Below are 19,065 nucleotides of genomic sequence, written 5' to 3' on the forward strand. Positions count from 1 at the left end.
GGCGCAACCAGCCGGGGCTTTCGCTTTTCAAGAACTACGAAAAACCAGCAACTTACCGATCGCTCTTCAGTCCCCAGCTACCGGATGCCCCACTTCGAGCGCAACCTCCGGCCGTCCCATCGCACGCTGGATCCGTGCGCGCAGGCGGTCGAAGGTCAGGTAGACGACCGGGGTGGTGAACAGCGTCAGGCACTGCGAGACGATCAGGCCGCCGACGATGGTGATGCCCAGCGGACGGCGCAGCTCGCTGCCCGTGCCGGTGCCGAGCGCCAGCGGCAGACCGCCCAGCAGGGCGGCCATCGTCGTCATCATGATCGGCCGGAAGCGCAGCAGGCAGGCCTGGTAGATGGCCTCCTGCGGCGTCTTGCCCTGCTCACGCTCGGCGATCAGCGCGAAGTCGATCATCATGATGGCGTTCTTCTTCACGATGCCGATCAGCAGGATGATGCCGATCATCGCGATCACGCTGAGGTCGACCTTGAACAGCAGCAGCGCGAGGATGGCTCCGACGCCGGCCGAGGGCAGCGTGGAGAGGATGGTGAGCGGGTGGATGAAGCTCTCGTACAGGATGCCCAGCACGATGTAGACCGCCACCAGCGCCATCGTGATCAGCACCGGCTCGCTCGACAGCGACGCCTGGAAGGCCTGCGCGGTGCCCTGGAAGCCGCCGTGGATCTCGCTCGGCATGCCGATCTTTACGCGCGCGGCCTCGATCGCCTCGGTCGCCTCGCTCAGGCTCGCGCCCTGGGTGAGGTTGAAGCTCAACGTTGCTGCCGGCGACTGCGACTGGTGGTTTACCGAGAGCGGGATACGCTGCGATTCGAAGTGCGTCACCGCGCCCAGCGGCACCATCGCGCCGGTGGTCGACTTCACGTAGATGTTCTTCAGCGCGTCGGTATCCTGCTGGAACTCCTGCGCGACCTCCATGACCACGTGGTACTGGTTCAGCGGCACGTAGGTGGTCGATACCTGGCGCTGGCCGAAGGCGTCCGAGAGCGTGTTGTCGATCGTCAGCGGCGAGACGCCGAGGCGGCTGGCCGTATCGCGGTCGATCACGAGCTGCGCGCGCAGACCGAGGTCCTGCTGATCGGTCGCCACGTCCTTGATCGTCGGAATCTTCTCCATGGCGGCCATCAGCTTCGGCGCCCACTCGTTCAGGTCCTTCAGATTGCCCGCGGTCAGCGAGTACTGGTACTGCGTCGCCGAGCTGCGTCCGCCGATGTTCAGGTCCTGCGCCGACTGCATGTAGAGCCGTCCGCCCACGATGCCGGCGGTCTTCTTGCGCAGCCGGTCGATGATGACCTCGGCCGTATTGCCCTCCTTGTGCCGCACGTCGTCCGGCTTCAGCGCGACGAAGATGCGCGCGGAGTTGGCGCCGTTCCCCGAACCCATCTGCATCATGACATTCTCGATGCCGGGGTCTTCGCGGACCACCGCGACCGCCGCCAGCGCCTTCTTCTTCAGCGCGTCGAAGCTGACGTCCTGCTGGCCCTGCAACTGCCCGCTCAGGCGGCCCGTGTCCTGCTGCGGAAAGAAGCCCTTGGGCACGAGGATGAACAGGTAGATGTTCAGAATGAAGGTGCCGATGGTGATGAGCAGAACCAGTCCCTGATGTCGTAGCACCCACCGCAGGCCGTGGTCGTACTCCCTGGTCAGCCAGTTCAGGGCGTCCTCGCCCATGGTGTAGAGCTTGCCGTGCTTCTTGCCGGTGTGCGCGGAGAGGAACTTCGCGCTCAGCATCGGCGTGGTCGTCAGCGAGACGATGAGCGAGACGAAGATCGCCGCCGACAGCGTGACCGCAAACTCGCGGAAGAGCCGGCCGACGATGCCGCCCATCAGCAGCAGAGGAATGAAGACCGCGATCAGCGAGATGCTCATCGAGAGCACGGTGAATCCGATCTCCTTCGAGCCCTTCATCGCCGCGTCGTAGGGGCTCATGCCGTCTTCGAGGTGACGCATGATGTTTTCGATGACCACGATGGCGTCGTCGACCACGAAGCCGGTCGAGATGGTCAGGGCCATCAGCGACAGGTTGTCCAGCGTGTAGCCGCACATGTACATCACGCCGAAGGTGCCCAGCAGGCTCAGCGGCACGGAGACGCTCGGAATCAGCGTCGAGCGCACCTCCCGCAGGAAGAGGAAGACGACGATGATGACCAGCACGATCGAGAGCAGCAGCGTCCGGGTCACGTCCTTCACCGAGGCCCGAATGGTCGTCGTACGGTCGAGCGCGACCTGCAGATGCACGGCGGCGGGGATCGATGCCTGCAACTGCGGCAGCAGCGCCAGCACGTTGTCCACCGTCTCGATGACGTTTGCGTTCGGCGCCTTGTAGACGGTGATCAGGATGCCGGTCTTGCCGTTGATGGACCCGGCGGTGTGGATGTCTTCGACGCTGTCCGTCACCTCGGCGACGTCCGAGATGCGGACGATGCCCTGGCTCGGCGCGGTCGTCGTATTGGTTACCGTGGCGGTGCTGACGGCGGAGGCGGAGCTCGACGGCAGTCCGGTCGAGGCGACCGCGTTGCTCACGGGCCCTTTATTCGTGGCGACGATCAGCGGGGCATAGGCTGCCGCGCCGAAGAGCTGGTCCGAGGAGTCGATGGTGATGCGTCGGTTCGCGTCGGTGAGGTATCCCTTGGGCTGGTTGACGTTCACCGTGCCGATGGCCGCGCGGAGAGCCTCAAGACCGAGTCCGTAGCTTGAAAGCAGCGTCGGGTTGGCCTCGATGCGCACCGCGGGCTTGGCGCTGCCGCCGGTCTGCACCTGTCCCACGCCGCTGACCTGCGAGATGCGCTGCGCGAGGATCGAGTCCGAGACGTCGTAGAGCTGCGCTGCCGTCATCGTGTCCGACGTCAGGCCGAGGATCAGGATCGGCAGATCCGACGGGTTGATCTTGCGGTAACTCGGATTCTGCGGCAGGTTCGCCGGCAACTGGCTGCGCGCGGCGTTGATGGCCGCCTGCACATCGCGCGCGGCGCCTTCGATATCGCGGCTCAGGTCGAACTGCAGATTCACCGAAGCCGAGCCCAGCGCGGACGACGAGGTCATCTGGTTGACGCCGGCGATGCGGCTGAACTGGCGCTCCAGCGGCGTCGCCACGGCGGAGGCCATGGTCTCCGGGTCCGCGCCCGGCAGGCTGGCGTTGACGCTGATGACCGGGAACTCCACCTGCGGCAGGCTGGCGACCGGCAGCAGCGCGTACGCCACGCAGCCCGCGAGAATGATCGCGGCGGAAAGCAGGAAGGTCGCCACCGGACGCGCGATGAACGGGGCGGAGAAGTGAACTCCGCCGGAGGCGTCCTTGTCGCTGCCGAGCGGCGCCTGCTCCTCGTGGAAACCTGCGTCCATCATCTTCTGGTCGGCTGCGCTCGCGTGATCGCGGGGAGCATGGTCGCCTGCGCGCAAATCGGGTTCGTCGCCGTATACCTTCTGGAAGTCGCCGGGACGCGCGCCTTCGGGTTGCTGGTCTCCGGGCCGGGGGGTGTAGTCCTTCATCTAAAAATCTCCTGCAACCGACTCATGCGGCAGATACAACCCGCGCATCTCGGCTTGCTGCGTTTTCGTACGGTAGATCCTGCCAAGGCGGTCGAAGAACAGGTATACGACCGGCGTGGTGAAGAGGGTGAGGCACTGCGAGACGATCAGTCCTCCGACGATAGTGATTCCGAGCGGCTGGCGCAGCTCGCTGCCGGAGCCGCCGCCCAGCGCCAGGGGTACGCCGCCGATCATGGCGGCAAGCGTTGTCATCATAATGGGCCGGAAGCGCATGATGCACGCCTGGTAGATCGCGTCCCGGGGGCTGAGACCGTGCTCGCGCTCCTCGATCAGCGCGAAATCGATCATCATGATGGCATTCTTCTTGACGATGCCGATGAGCAAAATGATGCCGATCATCGCAATTAAAGTGAGGTCGATGTGGAAGAGCATCAGCGCGGCGATCGCGCCGATGCCGGCCGAAGGCAGCGTCGACAGGATCGTCAGCGGATGGACGAGGCTTTCGTACAGGATTCCGAGCACGATGTAGACGGCGGCCAGCGCCATGCCAATCAGCATCGGCTCGCTCTTCAGCGAGTCCTGGAAGACGGCGGCCGTGCCCTGGAAGCCGCCATGCACGGTCGAGGGCATGCCGATCCGGATGCGCGCGTTCTCGACCGCCTCGGTCGCCTGGCTCAGGCTGGCGCCGGGGGCGAGGTTGAAGCTGAGCGTCGTCGCCGGCATCTGCGACTGGTGGTTGACGGCCAGCGGCACGCGGCGCTCCTCGAAGTGCGCGAAGGTCGACAGCGGCACCATCGCGCCGCTCGTGCTCTTCACGTAGATCTGCTTCAACGCGTCGAGGTCGGTCTGCTGCTCGGGCGCCATCTCCATCACGACGTGGTACTGGTTCAGCGGCACGTAGGTGGTCGAAACCTGCCGCTGGCCGAAGGCGTCGTAGAGCGTGTTGTCGATGGTGAGCGGAGAGACGCCGAGCCGCGAGGCTGTATCGCGGTCGATGACGACGACCTCGCGCAGCCCCTGGTCCACCTGGTCGGTGTTGACGTCCTTGAGGATGGGAATCTTCTCCATCTCGGCCATCAGGCGTGGCGCCCACTCGTAGAGGTCGTTCAGCGACTCGGCGGTGAGGGAATACTGGTACTGCGCCGCGGCAGCGCGTCCGCCGACGTTGATGTCCTGCGTGGTAGGACCGTCCATGAAGAAGCGCGCGCCCGGCATGCCGGCGGTCTTTTTGCGCAGCCGGTCGGTGACGACGACGCCGGTGTCGCCGATCTTGTGGCGTTGTTCGTAAGGCTTCAACCCCATGAAAATACGGACGTTGTTGGTCGCCGCCGAGCCGCCGTAACCGCCGCCGCCGCCGTAGACCGACATGACATTCTCGATGCCCGGATCCTTGTGGACCATGGCGACGACTTCCATCGACTTGGCCTTGATGGCCTCGAAGCTGACATCCTGCTGGCCGATGAGCTGCGCGCCCTGCTTGCCGGTGTCCTGGATCGGGAAGAAGCCCTTGGGCACGATCACGAAGAGGTAGACGCTCAGCAGCACGGTCGCGAAGGTGACGCCCAACACCAGCGGCTGAAAGCGCAGGACCCAGCGCAGCGCCGTGCCATAGCCGCGCGTCACCCAGTTCAGGAAACGCTCGCCCACCTTATAGAAGGCGCTGTGCTCCTTTTCACCGTGCGCGGCAAGAAACTTCGCACTCAGCATGGGCGTGGTGGTCAGCGAGACGACCAGCGAGACGAAGATCGCGATCGAAAGCGTGATGGCGAACTCGCGGAAGATGCGACCGATCAGCCCGCCCATCATCAGGATGGGGATGAAGACGGCGATCAGCGAGATGCTCATCGAAAGCACCGTGAAGCCGATCTCGCGCGAACCCTGCAGCGCCGCCTGATGGGGGCTCATGCCCTCTTCGAGATGGCGGCTGATGTTCTCGACGACCACGATGGCGTCGTCGACCACGAAGCCGGTCGAGATGGTCAACGCCATCAGCGAAAGGTTGTCGAGCGTATAACCCAGCAGGTACATGACGCCGAGGGTGCCCAGCAGGCTCAGCGGCACCGAGACGCTCGGGATCAGCGTCGAACGCACCTCGCGCAGGAAAAGGAAGACGACGCCGATGACGAGGACGATCGAGATAAGCATCGTGCGCGTCACGTCGGCGACCGAGGCGCGGATCGACTCCGTGCGGTCGAGGCATACGACCAGATGGGCCTGTGGTGGAATCGAAGCCTGCAGGCGGGGTAGCGTCTCAAGTACGCGATCCACCGTCGCGATGATGTTCGCCGCAGCCGTCTTGCTCAGGATGATGATGATGCCCGGCTTGCCGTTGATGGTCCCGAAGGTGTGTACGTCCTCGACGCTGTCGGTCACCTTGGCGATGTCGCGCAGACGCACGATGCCCATGGAGTTGGCCGCCGGCGTGGTGGTAGAGGACGTGGCGGTTGCCGTCGCGGAGGACGCCACGCTCGCGGGCAGACCGCTGGCTGCTGCGGCGGAGTTGACCGGGCCTCGGTTGGTGGCGACGATCAGCGGCGCGTAGGCCGCCGCGCCGAAGAGCTGGTCGCTCGCATTCACGGTATAGCGCCGGTCGCCCTGCACCAGATAACCCTTCGGCTGATTGACGTTCACGGTGCCGATGGCCGCGCGCACCGCCTCCAGCCCCAGCCCGTAGCTCGAAAGCTGCATGGGGTTCGCCTCGATCCGCACGGAGGGCTTCGAGCTGCCGCCGGTCGAGACCTGTCCGACGCCGTCGATCTGGGCGAACTTCTGCGCGAGCACCGAGTCGGCCAGGTCGTAGAGCTGCGCCGGCGTCATGGTGTCCGACTGCAGCCCGATGATCAGGATGGGCGAGTCGGCCGGATTCACCTTGCGGTAGGTCGGATTCGAAGGCATGTTGGCCGGCAACTGGCTGCGCGCGGCGTTGATCGCCGCCTGCACGTCGCGCGCGGCGCCGTCGATCGGGCGGCTCAGGTCGAACTGCATGCTGATCGATGCGAAGCCCTGCGCCGAGGAGGACGTCATCTGGTTGATGCCCGCGATGCGGCCGAACTGCCGTTCGAGCGGCGTCGCGACGGCCGAGGCCATCGTCTCCGGGTCCGCGCCTGGCAGCGCCGCGCTGACCGAGATCGTTGGGTATTCGACCTGCGGCAGGCTCGCGACCGGGAGCAGCACATACGCGAGAGTGCCCGCCAGCAGGATCGCCAGCGAGAGCAGCGTCGTGGCCACGGGGCGCTCGATGAAGGGTCGTGAAAAGTTGACGCCGTGGTCCTGCATCAGCGTCGGCAAGGCAATCTGTTCTGGGTTGTCGTCCCGGCTCAAGTCGGCCGCAAACGCTCCCCCTCCGGACTCGGGGGGAGCGTGCTCACTGGGTTGGAGCGTGCTGCGGTCATCCATGGAGGGTTAATCTCCCGCGACGGTCTCGTGGTGCAGGTGCTCGCGCATCTCGGCTGCCGCCTCGCCCGTCTTCAGGTACTTACGGCCGATGCGGTCGAAGAAGAGGTACACGACAGGCGTGGTGAAGAGGGTGAGGATCTGCGAGACGATCAGGCCGCCGACGATGGTGATGCCCAGCGGACGGCGCAGCTCGCTGCCCGTACCGGTGCCCAGCGCCAGCGGTACGCCGCCCAGCAGCGCCGCCATCGTCGTCATCATGATCGGCCGGAAGCGCAGCAGGCAGGCCTGGTAGATCGCCTCCTCCGGCTCCATGCCGTGATCGCGTTCGGCCTCGAGCGCAAAGTCGATCATCATGATGGCGTTCTTCTTCACGATACCGATCAGCAGGATGATGCCGATCAGCGCGATCACGCTGAGGTCCACATGGAAGACCAGCAGCGCCAGAATGGCGCCGACACCGGCCGAAGGCAGCGTCGAGAGAATCGTGATCGGATGGATGTAGCTCTCGTACAGCACACCCAGCACGATGTACACGACGATCAGCGCGGCCAGAATCAGGATCGGCTCATTCGCGAGCGACGCCTGGAAGGCCGCCGCCGAACCCTGGAACTCGGCATTGACGCTGGGCGGAATCTGCATATTCGCGCGCGCCTTGTTCACCGCGTCCACCGCGTCGCCGATCGATTTGCCCGGCGCAAGGTTGAACGAGATGGTGACGACCGGGAACTGGCCCTGGTGGTTGATCGCCAGCGTGCCGTCGTGCATCGAGAACTTCGTGAAGGTCGAGAGCGGCACCTGCGTTCCGTTCGAGCTCTTCACGTAGATGTGGTCGAGCGAGGTCGGGTTCTGCTGGAACTTCGGGCTGACCTCCATCACCACGTGGTACTGGTTCAACTGGGTGAAGATGGTCGAAACCTGCCGCTGCGCGAAGGCGTCGTCCAGCGTGTCGTCGATGTTCTTCGGCGTGATGCCCAGGCGCGAGGCGGTGTCGCGATCGATCTCCAGATCGGCCACAAGACCCTTGATCTGCTGATCGCTCGCCACGTCGATCATGGCCGGCTGCTTCTTGAACTCTTCGACCAGCTTGTCGGCCCAGACGGCCAGCTCCTCGGCGTTCGCGTCTTCGACCGTGTACTGATACTGCGTGCGGCTGACTCGGTCTTCGACCGTAAGATCCTGCAGCGGTTGCAGATAGCACTGGATATCGTCGACCTTGGCGACCTGCGGGGTCAGCCGGCGGATGACGTCTTCGGCGGTGGAGCTGCGCTGCTCGCGATCCTTCAGGTTGATCTGGATGCGTCCGCTGTTCAGCGTCGTGTTCGTGCCGTCGATGCCGATGAAGGAGGACAGGCTCTCGACATCCGGATCCTGCAGGATGATCTTTGCCAGCTCCTGCTGGTGCTTCGACATCGCGTCGAAGCTGGTGGTCTGAGAGGCCTCCGTGATGCCGAGCAGCACGCCCGTATCCTGCACCGGGAAGAAGCCCTTGGGCACGATGATGTAGAGGTAGAGCGTCAGCGCGAAGGTCGCGACGGTGACCATGAGAGTCAGGGTCTGGTGCTTCAGCACCCAGCGCACGCCAACGCCGTACTTCGCGATCACGTACTGGAAGAACTCTTCGGACTTGTGATACAGCTTGCCCTGCTCGCTTTCGGGCTTGTGCTTCAACAGCTTGGCGGCCATCATCGGCGTCAGCGTCAGCGAGACGAAGGCCGAGACCAGAATCGTGACGGCGAGCGTGACGGCGAACTCGCGGAAGAGGCGCCCGACGATATCGCCCATGAACAGCAGCGGAATCAGCACGGCGATCAGCGAGACGGTCAGCGAAAGAATCGTGAACCCGATCTGGTCCGAACCCTTGAGTGCGGCTTCGAGCGGCCCATCGCCCTCTTCGAGATAGCGCGAGATGTTCTCGATCATGACGATGGCGTCGTCGACCACGAATCCGGTCGAGATCGTCAGCGCCATCAGCGAGAGGTTGTTCAGGCTGTACCCCAGCAGGTACATGATGCCAAAGGTGCCCACGATCGACAGCGGCACGGCGATCGAAGGAATGACCGTCGCGGCCAGCGAACGCAGGAAGAGGAAGATGACCATCACGACCAGCGCGATGGTCAGCACCAGTTCGAACTGGACGTCCTTCACCGAGGCGCGGATGGTGTTCGTGCGGTCGGTCAGGACTTCGAGCTTCACGCCCGCCGGCAGCGCCGAACGCAGCGTAGGAAGCAGCTTCTGGACAGAGTTGACGACGCCGATGATGTTCGCGCCGGGCTGCCGCTGAATGTTGACGATGACGGCCGGCTTCAGCACTGCGTCATGCGCGTCGCTTGCCTCGTTGCCGTCCGTGCCCTCGCTGGCGTCGGCCTTGGCCGTACCCATCCACGCGGCCTGGTAGAGATTCTCCGCGCTGTCGACCGAGTTCGCCACGTCGGAGAGCCGCACCGGCGAGCCGTTGCGATAGGCGATGATGACGTTCGCGTAGTCCGTGCTGTTCAGCAGTTGGTCGTTCGCGCCGATCGTGTATGCCAGACGCGCGCCGTAGAGGCTGCCCTTCGCCTGGTCGACGTTGGCCGTGCCCAGCGCGGTGCGGATGTCTTCGAGGCTCAGGCCATAGCCGGCCAGCGCCGTCGGGTTCACCTGGATGCGAACCGCGGGCTTCTGTCCGCCGTTGATCGAGACCAGACCGACGCCCGAAAGCTGCGAGATCTTCTGCGCCAGAATCGTGTCGGCGAGGTCTTCCACCTTGCTCAACGGCATGTTGTTGCTGCTGAGCGCCAGCGTCATGATGGGCGCGTCGGCGGGGTTCACCTTGCTGTAGACCGGCGGGTTCGGCAGGTCGGTCGGCAGATAGCTGTAACCGGCGTTGATGGCCGCCTGCACGTCCTGCTGGGCGATGTCGATCGACTCCGCCAGCGAGAACTGCAGCGTGATGACGCTGCCGCCGCCGGAGCTGGTCGAGGTCATCTGGGTCAGGCCGGGAATCTGGCCGAACTGACGCTCGAGCGGCGCGGTGACGGAGCTCGCCATGACCTCGGGACTCGCGCCCGGGTAGAAGGTCATGACCTGGATGATCGGGTAGTCGACCTGGGGCAGCGCCGAGACTGGAAGCTGCAGATAGCTCACCGCTCCGGCCAACAAAATGGCCACCATCAAAAGTGAGGTGGCCACTGGCCGCAGAATGAATGGCCGTGAAAGGCTCATGGTTACTGTCCCTTCTTGTGGCCCTTATGGCCGGCTGCTGCGTCGGGGCTGGAAGGAGCGTCGGGGTTGGCCTGGGCCTCTTTCGGCCCGGCTTCGGACTTCTTCGACACCTTGGGCGAGACCTTGCTGTGGTTCTTCAGCTTCTCCTGCCCGTCCGTCACCACCTGCTCGCCGGCTTCGAGGCCGCTCTTCAGGATGACGTTCGTGCCTTCTGTCAAGTCGACGACGACCGGACGAACCTCGACATAATAGGACGGACCCTTGGCCGCAGGCGGGGCCTCAGCGCCATCCGCTGCGGGAGCGGCATCGACGGCCTTTGTTTTCTTCGGCTTATCGGGATCGGCCGGCGGTGTGCCTTCCTTGACGACGTAGACGAAGTTGCCCTGGGTGCCGGTCGAAAGCGCCGCTGCGGGAATGACGATGGAGTTCGGACGGTTCTGCAGGATGAGCTGTATATTGACGAACTGGTTCGGGAAGAGCGTGTTTTCGGTATTGTCGAAGACCGCCTTTACCTTGTCGGTGCCGGTGGTGGTGTCGATGGAGTTATCGAGCGTCAGCACGGTGCCATCGGCCAGGTGCGTGGTCTGCGAGCGGTCGAACGCCTTGGCCACCAGCTTCCGCTGGCCCATCGCTTTCTGGACCTCGGGAAGCTGGTCCTCCGGCAGGGTGAAGATCACGCTGATGGGGTGGAGCTGGTTGACGATGAGCAGGCCGGTGGTGTCGGACGCATGCACGATGTTGCCCGGATCGACCTGCCGCAGGCCCACGACGCCGTCGATGGGCGAGGTGATGTGCGTGTAGGCGAGATTGACCTTCGCGGCCTGAATCGCGGCCTTATCGGCCATAATGGCGCCGCTGATCTGCCCGGCGCTCGAGGCCTGGGTCTGCGCGCTGTCCTTCGAGACGACGCCCGCGGCGTAGAGATCCTGATACCGTTTCGACTCGACGTTTGCGTAATCAGCCGAGGCCTGATCCTTCGCGAGCTGTCCTTCGGCCTGAGCCACCGCCGCCGCATAGGGCGCGGGATCGATCTGGGCCAGCAACTGGCCCTTCCTTACGGCCTGACCCTCACGCACGGCGACGGTCAGCAACTGGCCGTCCACACGGGTCTTGACCGTTACCGAGTTGTAGGCCGTCACGGTGCCAAGCGCCGTCAGGTAGATCGGCATGGTCTTCACCTGCACCGCCGCCGCCGTCACGGGGATTGCGGCGCCGCCCTTGGCGCGGTCTTCCTTGTTCGCGGCGAGTTTGGTCTCGGCGTTGTTCTGCTGGATCTTCCACCAGGCGCCGCCGATCGCGGCGAGCAGAATCAGCGCAATCAGGAACTTCTTCAATCCGCCGCCCTTGGCCGGTTCCGGCAAGGCGAGCTGGGGTGCGGGCGCGGGAAGCGCGGGCTTCTCGTTTTCAATCGTCTCAGACGTATGGGCAGGCGACATAGTAATATTCACCGTTCTCCGGCAGGTTTTGCCGAATCTTTCACTCAACTCGGAAAATGCAACAGTCGGACAGGGACTGGCTAGGTTGGACTTGGGCTGGCTCTATGATACTCACGGAATGACGCACGATGCATCGATAGAGTTTCCGAAACTTGCAAATCCCTTACAAGATTGCACAGGCAGCCTATAATCGCCCGCAAGTTGCTGCAAGCACTGGATTCATGATCCATCATCGGCTCCGTCCGGAGGCTGATTTTGGGAATTGCCAATTCGCCTGATAGGCTGGCGCGATACACTTGCGGAAGCGCCGCACCATGACAGACTACGCCGCCATCTTCGAAAAGACCTCCACCGGCTGGAGCGCCTACTGCCCCGATCTTCCGGGTCTCGGGGTTGCCGGACCGACCTACGAGGCGACCGAGCTGCTCCTCCGCGACGGAATCGCCTTCCATATCGAGGGAATGATTGCCGATGGCGATCCTGTCCCTGAAGCCGATCGGAGAGAAGGCATGAACTGTGAGCTGTAAGCTTAAGAGCTATAAGCTGACAGCTCACGACCGAACTTTCGGGAATGGCGATCACATCTGAAGTGAGCTCACAACAAGACGCGATAAAACTTATGTCGACAACGAAAATTCCAAGTCTCAACGATTACTCTGCCACTTCACTTCAATCTTTCTTTGGGATCTTAACCTCTGAATTTGAGAGTGATCGCAGCCAGGCGCACAACAGAGATGCGTTTGAGGCCTTGCGTGTAAAGTGGGTCGGGCGGAAACAGGGCCTGATGAACGAGATCGGCGATCTGCTCAAGACTGCGCCACCGGAAGCGCGCCGCGATGTTGGAACGCAGTTCAATGCGTTCAAGAAGCTCGTTGAAGCTCAGTGCGATTTCGAGGCAGTCAGAGATGAGTTCCACGCTACGATGGCTCAAGCTGGGTTCCCAGTGCAACGGGAAGTCGCGAGAGGCATCGACATCACCCTGCCCGGCGCCGTTCGCACCCCGGGCATCGCGCATCCGCTGCTCCAGACGATGGAGGCGGTGGTCAAGGTGTTCCACCAGCTTGGCTATTCGACCTCGCTCGGGCCGCAGGTCGAGACCGATTTTTACAACTTCGAGGCGCTGAACTTTCCGCCGAACCACCCCGCGCGCGACACCCAGGACACGCTTCAGATCGCCGGCCAGTCCGGCAAGCCCAGCCGCGACCGCCTGCTCATGCGCACGCACACCAGCCCGGTGCAGATTCGCAGCATGGTCGCCGGGCCGCCGCCGCTGCGCATCGTCATCCCCGGCAAGGTGCATCGCAACGACGCCGCCGACGCGACGCACTCGCCGATCTTTCACCAGGTCGAAGGCCTTTGCGTCGACACGAACATTACCTTCTCCGACCTGAAGGGCACGCTCGACCACGCCATGCGCGCGCTCTTCGGCTCGGCGGTGAAGACGCGCTTTTTCCCGAGCTTCTTTCCGTTCACGGAGCCCAGCGCGGATGTGCAGATCTCGTGCATCTTTTGCGGCGGCTCGGGCTGCCGCAAGTGTAAGCACTCGGGCTGGATCGAGCTGCTGGGCTGCGGCATGGTCGACCCGGCGGTCTTCGCTTCGGTCACCGAGGAGCGGCGCAAGCTCGGCTTCGACGACAACGCCTACGACCCGGCGCGTATCAGCGGCTTCGCCTTCGGCATGGGGGTCGAGCGCATCGCGATGATTCTGCACGGGGTTTCCGACATCGGGCAGTTCTACTCCGGCGACATGCGTTTTCTGGAGCAGTTCGCGTAATCACAAATGCAGGGTGGAACGACTATCGTTTGAATATCGTCCTGCTTCGGAATCCCGCGTCTGATCATCGAGACACGGGATTCGCGTTTCCGCGCCGATCCTTCACCCCATGTGCCTGACCGTCATCGCCGGAATCCGCACATTCGCCGGCAGCGAGCAGGCGAAGAGGATGGTCTCGGCGACCTCCTCCGGGGCCATCATGCGCGAGGCCTTCACGCTCTCCTCCGTGCGGCCGTGGCCGACGGCGAACTCCGACTTCACGCCGCCGGAGTAGATCGTTCCGACCTTGACGCCGTGCTTGCGCAACTCGCCGTCGATCGCCTGCGCGAAGCCGGCCTGGGCAAACTTCGTCGCGCAGTAGACCGCCTCGTTCGGCGTACCCTGCAGACCGGCGACGGAGGATATGAACAGAATCACGCCGGATTCCTGTTCGATCATCACCGGCGCGGCGTGCCGGCTGAAGACGAAGCCGGAGCGCATATTCGCGTTCATCAGCTCGTCGTACTCCTCGACCGAGGTGTCGACGAGCAGTTTGTAGTTGCCCAGGCCGGCGTTGTTCACCAGAATATCCAGCCCGCCGAACTCGGCGACGGCCATCTCCACGCAGGCGATCGCGGTCGTCTGCTCGGCTGCGTCGCCCGCGTAGAACTCCGCGCCCGCACCCAGCGCCTTGATCTCCTCGCAGAGCTCCGCCAGCCGCTGCTCGCGCCGCGCCGTCACGACCACGTTGACCCCGGCCTGCGCGAACGCCAGCGCCGTCGCCCTCCCGATGCCCGAGCTCGCGCCCGTCACGATCGCCGTCTTGCCCTTCAAAGACTCCATCGCTCAACCCCCTTAGCCAACAGGATGCTACCATCCGGCTATGCTGCCGGGGTCCGAATCCGAACAATTTCTGGTGCAGGCGACCGGCCTGGTCAAGGTGTACGGCCGTGGCCGCGTCGTCGACGGGGTATCGCTGAATATCCGCAGGGGCGAGACCCTTGGCCTGGTGGGCGAGTCCGGCTCGGGAAAATCCACAGTCGCGCGCATGATTCTGCGGCTCATCGAACCGACGGCGGGCGAGGTGCGGTTCGACGGCGTCGATCTGCTCGCGCAGAGTTCCGGTCGCATGCGGGCGCTGCGCCAGCGGATGCAGATCGTCTTTCAGGATCCCTATGCCGCGCTGAATCCGCGCATGAACGTCCGGCAGATCGTTGCCGAACCGTTCGCGATCCATGGCGGCTTCGGCAAGGATGAGGTCGAAGCGCGCATCCGGGGCCTGATGGAGCAGGTCAGCCTGCCCACGGAGTCGCTTGACCGTTACCCGCACGAGTTCAGCGGAGGCCAGCGGCAGCGCATCAACATCGCTCGCGCGCTGGCGCTGAAGCCCGAATTTCTAGTGCTGGATGAGCCGGTCAGCGCGCTGGACGTCTCGGTCGGCGCGCAGGTGGTGAACCTGTTGCGCGAGCTGCAGCGAACGCATGGGCTGACGTATCTCTTCATCTCGCACTCCATGCCGCTGGTGCGCTACTTATGCGACCGGGTCGCGGTCATGCAGCGCGGCCGGCTGGTGGAGATTGGCGATGCGGTCGAGCTATGCGACCATCCCCGCGAGACCTACACGCAGCAGTTGATCGCCGCGACGCCCGAGATGCCCGTAAAGTAGTAAATAGGCGCAGGACCTGGAAGGTTCGGACCGATCCCCATATTGGCGATCCTTCTGCAACCTCTGCGGGAGAGACCGGCTGCCCGCACTTCGGTAACCTCACCTTAGTTCAAGGCTGCGCCGGGCGGGATCGCCCATGAAAAAGTACCGCCTGTCGGCACTCGGCGGTAGGAGCGATCAGACCCTGGCCCCTGAACCCTGTGTCCTGAACCCTTGTTTCGCAAGTGGTTGAGGAATCAGGATGGTTACCCATAGTTACCGGTTCACGTGACGAACGTGGTGGGTTGCCTGGCCCCCATTGGCGGCAAAGTGCTATGTCCTTCGCCCGGCACAAAGCCTAAGCTGATCTTACTTCGGCCCCGTTGCGGTGCTTCATTCCGCGACACCCTTCAAGACAGAGAGACAAACCCCAGATAAAGCATCTGGGGAATAAACCGTTCCCTGTCGTAGCACTTACTCTCCCGGTCTTGTTTCATCGCAATTCGTCGAAACATGGAGTCGCTCCAGTGAACGCAATCCTTAAATCAATCCGTAAGCTACGTGATGAGAGCGGCCAGGCCGCAGTCGAGCTGGCCGTCTCCCTGCCTTTGCTCCTGCTGGTCGTCACCGGCATCACAACCTTCGGCATCGCGCTGAACAACTATCAGACCCTGCTGAATGCAACCAGCGTCGGCGCGCAGCAGCTTGCCATCAGCCGCGGACAGACCACCGACCCCTGCAGCACCACCAGCACCGCCGTCTACAACGCAGCGCAGAATCTGACGCATGCGAATCTCGGCTTCAAGATCACGATCAATGGCGTCTCCTACACCGGCACGTCGTGCAGCGCCGCCACCACCATCACCGGTTCGGCCGCGAACATGGTGCAGGGCGCGACCGCGCAGGTGACCGTCACCTACCCCTGCAGCCTGGTGGTCTACAAGGCGAACTACGCCCCCACCTGCTCGCTGACCGCGCAGTCGTCGGAGCTGATCCAGTGATTCGGCGTCTCACAGGCTTCATGCGCCGTTTTGCGAAGGATGAGGACGGGCAGATGCTGCCGCTCGTCGCCATCATGCTGACCGCGCTGATCGGCATCTCGGGCACGGTGCTCGACATTGGCCATAGCTACTACACGTATCGCCGGCTGCAGGTTTCGACCAACGCGGCTGCGCTGGCCGGGGCGGCAAGCCTGACCTGCCCGGTACTTTCCGCCTGCAGTTCGAACTCGGGCGTCAATGCTGCGAATTCTTACAGCTCCATCAAAGGTGGGGCGAACGCCTACGCCGATCTGCCGAATGTGACCATGGTCTCGGGCTATCCGGCGCAGAAGTGCCTGACCAGCCTGCAGGCGCAGGGGATGGCGTGCGTCTCGCCGACATACGCCAATGCGGTCGCGGTGAAGCAGACGGTCGCGATGCCGCTGTATTTCTGGGCCATCCTGGGCAAGAAGTCGTTCACGATTACGACCAGCGCGACGGCCGCCATGCGCGGCGCCTCGCCCACGCCGTATAACGTGGCGATCATTCTGGATGAGTCGCTCTCGATGAACAACGTGGACGCCGACTGCGGCAATACGCAGATCGCCTGCGCGCTTTCGGGAACGAAGGTGTTGCTGCAGAGCCTAGAGCCCTGCGCGAAGAACCTGACCACCTGCACCATCACGAATGGAGTGGCGGCCAACTCGGTCGACCGCGTCAGCGTCTTTGCGTTTCCGCAGTCGACGATCTCGACCGTCGCGAACTACTACAACTGCTCCAATAGCTCGCCGACTGCCGCGCCGTATACCTTCCCGACGGCCACGGCGACCAGCTACAGTCCCACCAATGTGACCTACCAGGTGACGCCGTTCCTGAGCGACTACAAGACGTCGGCCACGGCGACAACGTTGAATCCCAACTCCGCGCTCACGGTTCTGTCGGGCGGCAAGACCGGGTGCAACGGTATGACGCCGCCGAATCCCAGCTCCGGCTACATCGGAACCTACTATGCGTCGGTGATCTACTCGGCGCAGGCGGCGCTGGTCGCCGCGCAGGCCGCCAATCCCGGCTCGCAGAATGTCATGATCATCCTGAGCGACGGCGACGCGACGGCGCCGGCCATCAACTCGCCCGTCTCCGGAGTCTCCTGGCCGATTCAGTCCATGCAGCAGACCAACGACTGCGGGTTCGGCAACCTGACCCAGTCTCTGCTTGGCGCGAGCAACGTCTACGGCTACTGGTGCGGATTCAACTACGGCAAGGCAGTTGGCGGAACGCAACTGGCGACCAACAGCGGCACGTATCCATCCTATGTGGGCGAGTGCGGCCAGGGCGTCAAGGCCGCCACCGCCGCCACCGCCGCCGGAACCCGCGTCTACTCGATCGCCTACGGGTCGGAGCCAACGGGCTGCGCCAGCGACACGAACGCGGGCTCGTACCCGAACATCAGTCCCTGCCAGACCATGGCCGACATGGCCTCGGCTCCGCAGTACTTCTTTTCGGACTACAAGCAGACCGGCTCACTCAGCACCTGCTATGCGAACGTGCAGTCGGTCACGTCGCTAAACGATATCTTCACCCAGATCGCCAACGACCTGACGACGGCTCGGTTGATTCCGGACAACACGACCTAACGGTGGAGATATCGCCGGTTCCGAGACGCGGGTCCTTCGCTTCGCTCAGGATGACAAACGTAGGTGGCTGATGCTTAAGTGCTCAACCCACAAAGTCCGTCATCCTGAGCATCGCGAAGGACCTGCGTCTTTGTTCTTAGCGGCGAGGCCGTTCTGGGCGCGTCGTTCGGGCTTGCCATTTACAATGGGGAAAGAATGTTCTCCGCCATCAGCTCGAACTGGCACTACCTCTGGCTGGTTGCGGCCTCCTTCATCGCGGGCTTTATCAACGCGATGGCCGGGGGAGGCTCGTTCATCTCGTTTCCCGCCATGCTCGCCATCGGCGTGCCGCCCATTCAGGCGAACGCGACGAACACGGTCGCTCTCTGGCCCGGCCAGCTTACCTCGCTGGCCGCCCTGCGCAACGATGTGCGGCGCGATCTGCTGCTTACGGTCAGCCTGGTCTCGATCACTGGCGGCGTGGGCGGCGCGTGGGTTCTGCTGCATACGAAGCAGGTGACGTTCATGCACCTGATCCCGTGGCTGCTGCTGGGCGGCTCGGTGATCTTCGGCGTCAGCGGCCCGGTATCGCGCTGGATACGCACGCGTACCAGCAAGGCCGAGCGCCTGCACGAGACAGAGCCGCGCATCCACCGGATCTCGCTCTTCTTTGCCCTGCTGCCCATCTGCTTCTACATCGGCTACTTCGGCGCGGGTGGGGGCTTCCTGGTCATGACGATCCTCGCGCTCTTCGGCATGGAGCACATGAATCAGCTCAACGCGCTGAAGGTCGTCACCGCCTGCTTTTCGAACCTCTGCGCCATTCTGACCTTTATCGTCCGCGGCGCGGTGCTGTGGCACTACTGCCTGGTGTCGATGATCTTCGCCGGCGTGGGCGGCTATGTGGGCGCGCACTATGCGCGGCGGATGAATCCGGCGGCTTTGCGCGCGGTCGTTATCGTCAGCGGCGTCGTCATCGCCGCGTATTTCTTCTGGAAGCAAAGGAACTAAAACGTATGAGTCACGAAGGCATTCGCATCGTCAGTGAAGAGACCGCCCGCCGCGAGAGCGCAGCCGAAACCAAGCTGCCGCAATCGGCCGTTACACCCGCCAAGGTGCGAGTGAAAAAGACTGAAGGCACCGGCGTCGAGATCGACTGGAAGGACGGCCACCAAAGCGTGTGGACCTTCCCCTGGCTGCGCGATGCCTGCCCCTGCGCCACCTGCAACGAAGAGCGCGAACACGCCGATCGCCAGCCCGGCGAGCCGAAGCCCAAGCCGCAGGGTCTGCTGCAGATGTACCAGGCGCCGGCGCGTCCGCTGGAGGCGACGCCGGTAGGGAAGTACGCCATCCGCTTCAAGTGGACGGACGGCCACGAGAGCGGCATCTATAGCTGGGACTACCTGCGCCGCATGTGCCAGTGCGAGGTCTGCCTCAACGCAGCGCAACCCACAAAGCTGTCATCCTGAGCGAAGCGGAGGACCTGCTTTGTCTTTGTCGTTGCACTTTTTGTCATTCCCGCAGCGAATCTGCTTCCCCTTCT

At 63.6% G+C, this 19,065-nt stretch carries 12 protein-coding genes; 7 read left to right on the forward strand and 5 right to left on the reverse strand.

Annotation, left to right across the window (positions count from 1 at the left end):
• Positions 1-66: 66 nt before the first annotated feature.
• From CHB87_RS14630 to CHB87_RS14645, 4 genes are all read right to left on the reverse strand, one after another.
• Positions 67-3,498, reverse strand: coding sequence for an efflux RND transporter permease subunit (locus CHB87_RS14630; RefSeq protein ID WP_089409182.1), 3,432 nt, complete (start codon positions 3,496-3,498; stop codon positions 67-69).
• Positions 3,499-6,774, reverse strand: a complete 3,276-nt coding sequence (locus CHB87_RS14635) for an efflux RND transporter permease subunit (protein ID WP_089409331.1) — start codon at positions 6,772-6,774, stop codon at positions 3,499-3,501.
• Between the two features lie 126 nt (positions 6,775-6,900).
• Positions 6,901-10,095, reverse strand: coding sequence for a multidrug efflux RND transporter permease subunit (locus tag CHB87_RS14640; protein WP_089409183.1), 3,195 nt, complete (start codon positions 10,093-10,095; stop codon positions 6,901-6,903).
• Positions 10,096-10,097: 2 nt separating this feature from the next.
• The gene (locus CHB87_RS14645; protein WP_245818008.1) at positions 10,098-11,543 is read right to left on the reverse strand and encodes an efflux RND transporter periplasmic adaptor subunit; all 1,446 of its coding nucleotides are present in this window, start codon (positions 11,541-11,543) and stop codon (positions 10,098-10,100) included.
• Positions 11,544-11,845: 302 nt separating this feature from the next.
• On the opposite strand from CHB87_RS14645, the gene CHB87_RS14650 reads away from it, so the two are divergent.
• Positions 11,846-12,058 carry a type II toxin-antitoxin system HicB family antitoxin gene (locus CHB87_RS14650; protein ID WP_089409184.1) on the forward strand — a complete coding sequence of 71 codons (213 nt, stop codon included), beginning with the start codon at positions 11,846-11,848 and terminating at the stop codon, positions 12,056-12,058.
• A 92-nt stretch (positions 12,059-12,150) separates the two neighbouring features.
• Positions 12,151-13,305, forward strand: a complete 1,155-nt coding sequence (pheS, locus tag CHB87_RS14655) for a phenylalanine--tRNA ligase subunit alpha (protein WP_089409185.1) — start codon at positions 12,151-12,153, stop codon at positions 13,303-13,305.
• Between the two features lie 102 nt (positions 13,306-13,407).
• Here pheS and CHB87_RS14660 read toward each other — a convergent pair whose 3' ends face one another.
• Positions 13,408-14,127, reverse strand: a complete 720-nt coding sequence (locus tag CHB87_RS14660) for an SDR family oxidoreductase (RefSeq protein ID WP_089409186.1) — start codon at positions 14,125-14,127, stop codon at positions 13,408-13,410.
• Positions 14,128-14,167: 40 nt separating this feature from the next.
• Between CHB87_RS14660 and CHB87_RS14665 the strand changes: the two genes are divergently transcribed.
• From CHB87_RS14665 to CHB87_RS14685, 5 genes are all read left to right on the forward strand, one after another.
• A complete protein-coding gene (locus CHB87_RS14665; RefSeq protein WP_089409187.1) occupies positions 14,168-14,950 on the forward strand; it encodes an ATP-binding cassette domain-containing protein in 783 nt (260 codons plus the stop codon).
• A 506-nt stretch (positions 14,951-15,456) separates the two neighbouring features.
• Positions 15,457-15,930, forward strand: a complete 474-nt coding sequence (locus tag CHB87_RS14670) for a TadE/TadG family type IV pilus assembly protein (protein ID WP_176441781.1) — start codon at positions 15,457-15,459, stop codon at positions 15,928-15,930.
• Entirely contained in the window at positions 15,927-17,543 is a 1,617-nt protein-coding gene (locus tag CHB87_RS14675; RefSeq protein ID WP_089409189.1) for a pilus assembly protein TadG-related protein, read from the forward strand. The genes CHB87_RS14670 and CHB87_RS14675 overlap by 4 nt, the downstream gene beginning before the upstream one ends.
• Before the next feature lie 195 nt (positions 17,544-17,738).
• Positions 17,739-18,533, forward strand: coding sequence for a sulfite exporter TauE/SafE family protein (locus CHB87_RS14680; RefSeq protein ID WP_089409190.1), 795 nt, complete (start codon positions 17,739-17,741; stop codon positions 18,531-18,533).
• Between the two features lie 5 nt (positions 18,534-18,538).
• The gene (locus tag CHB87_RS14685) at positions 18,539-18,991 is read left to right on the forward strand and encodes a gamma-butyrobetaine hydroxylase family protein (protein ID WP_089409191.1); all 453 of its coding nucleotides are present in this window, start codon (positions 18,539-18,541) and stop codon (positions 18,989-18,991) included.
• Positions 18,992-19,065: the final 74 nt, after the last annotated feature.

The sequence above is a fragment of the Granulicella rosea genome (genome assembly GCF_900188085.1).
GTDB lineage: Bacteria > Acidobacteriota > Terriglobia > Terriglobales > Acidobacteriaceae > Edaphobacter > Edaphobacter rosea.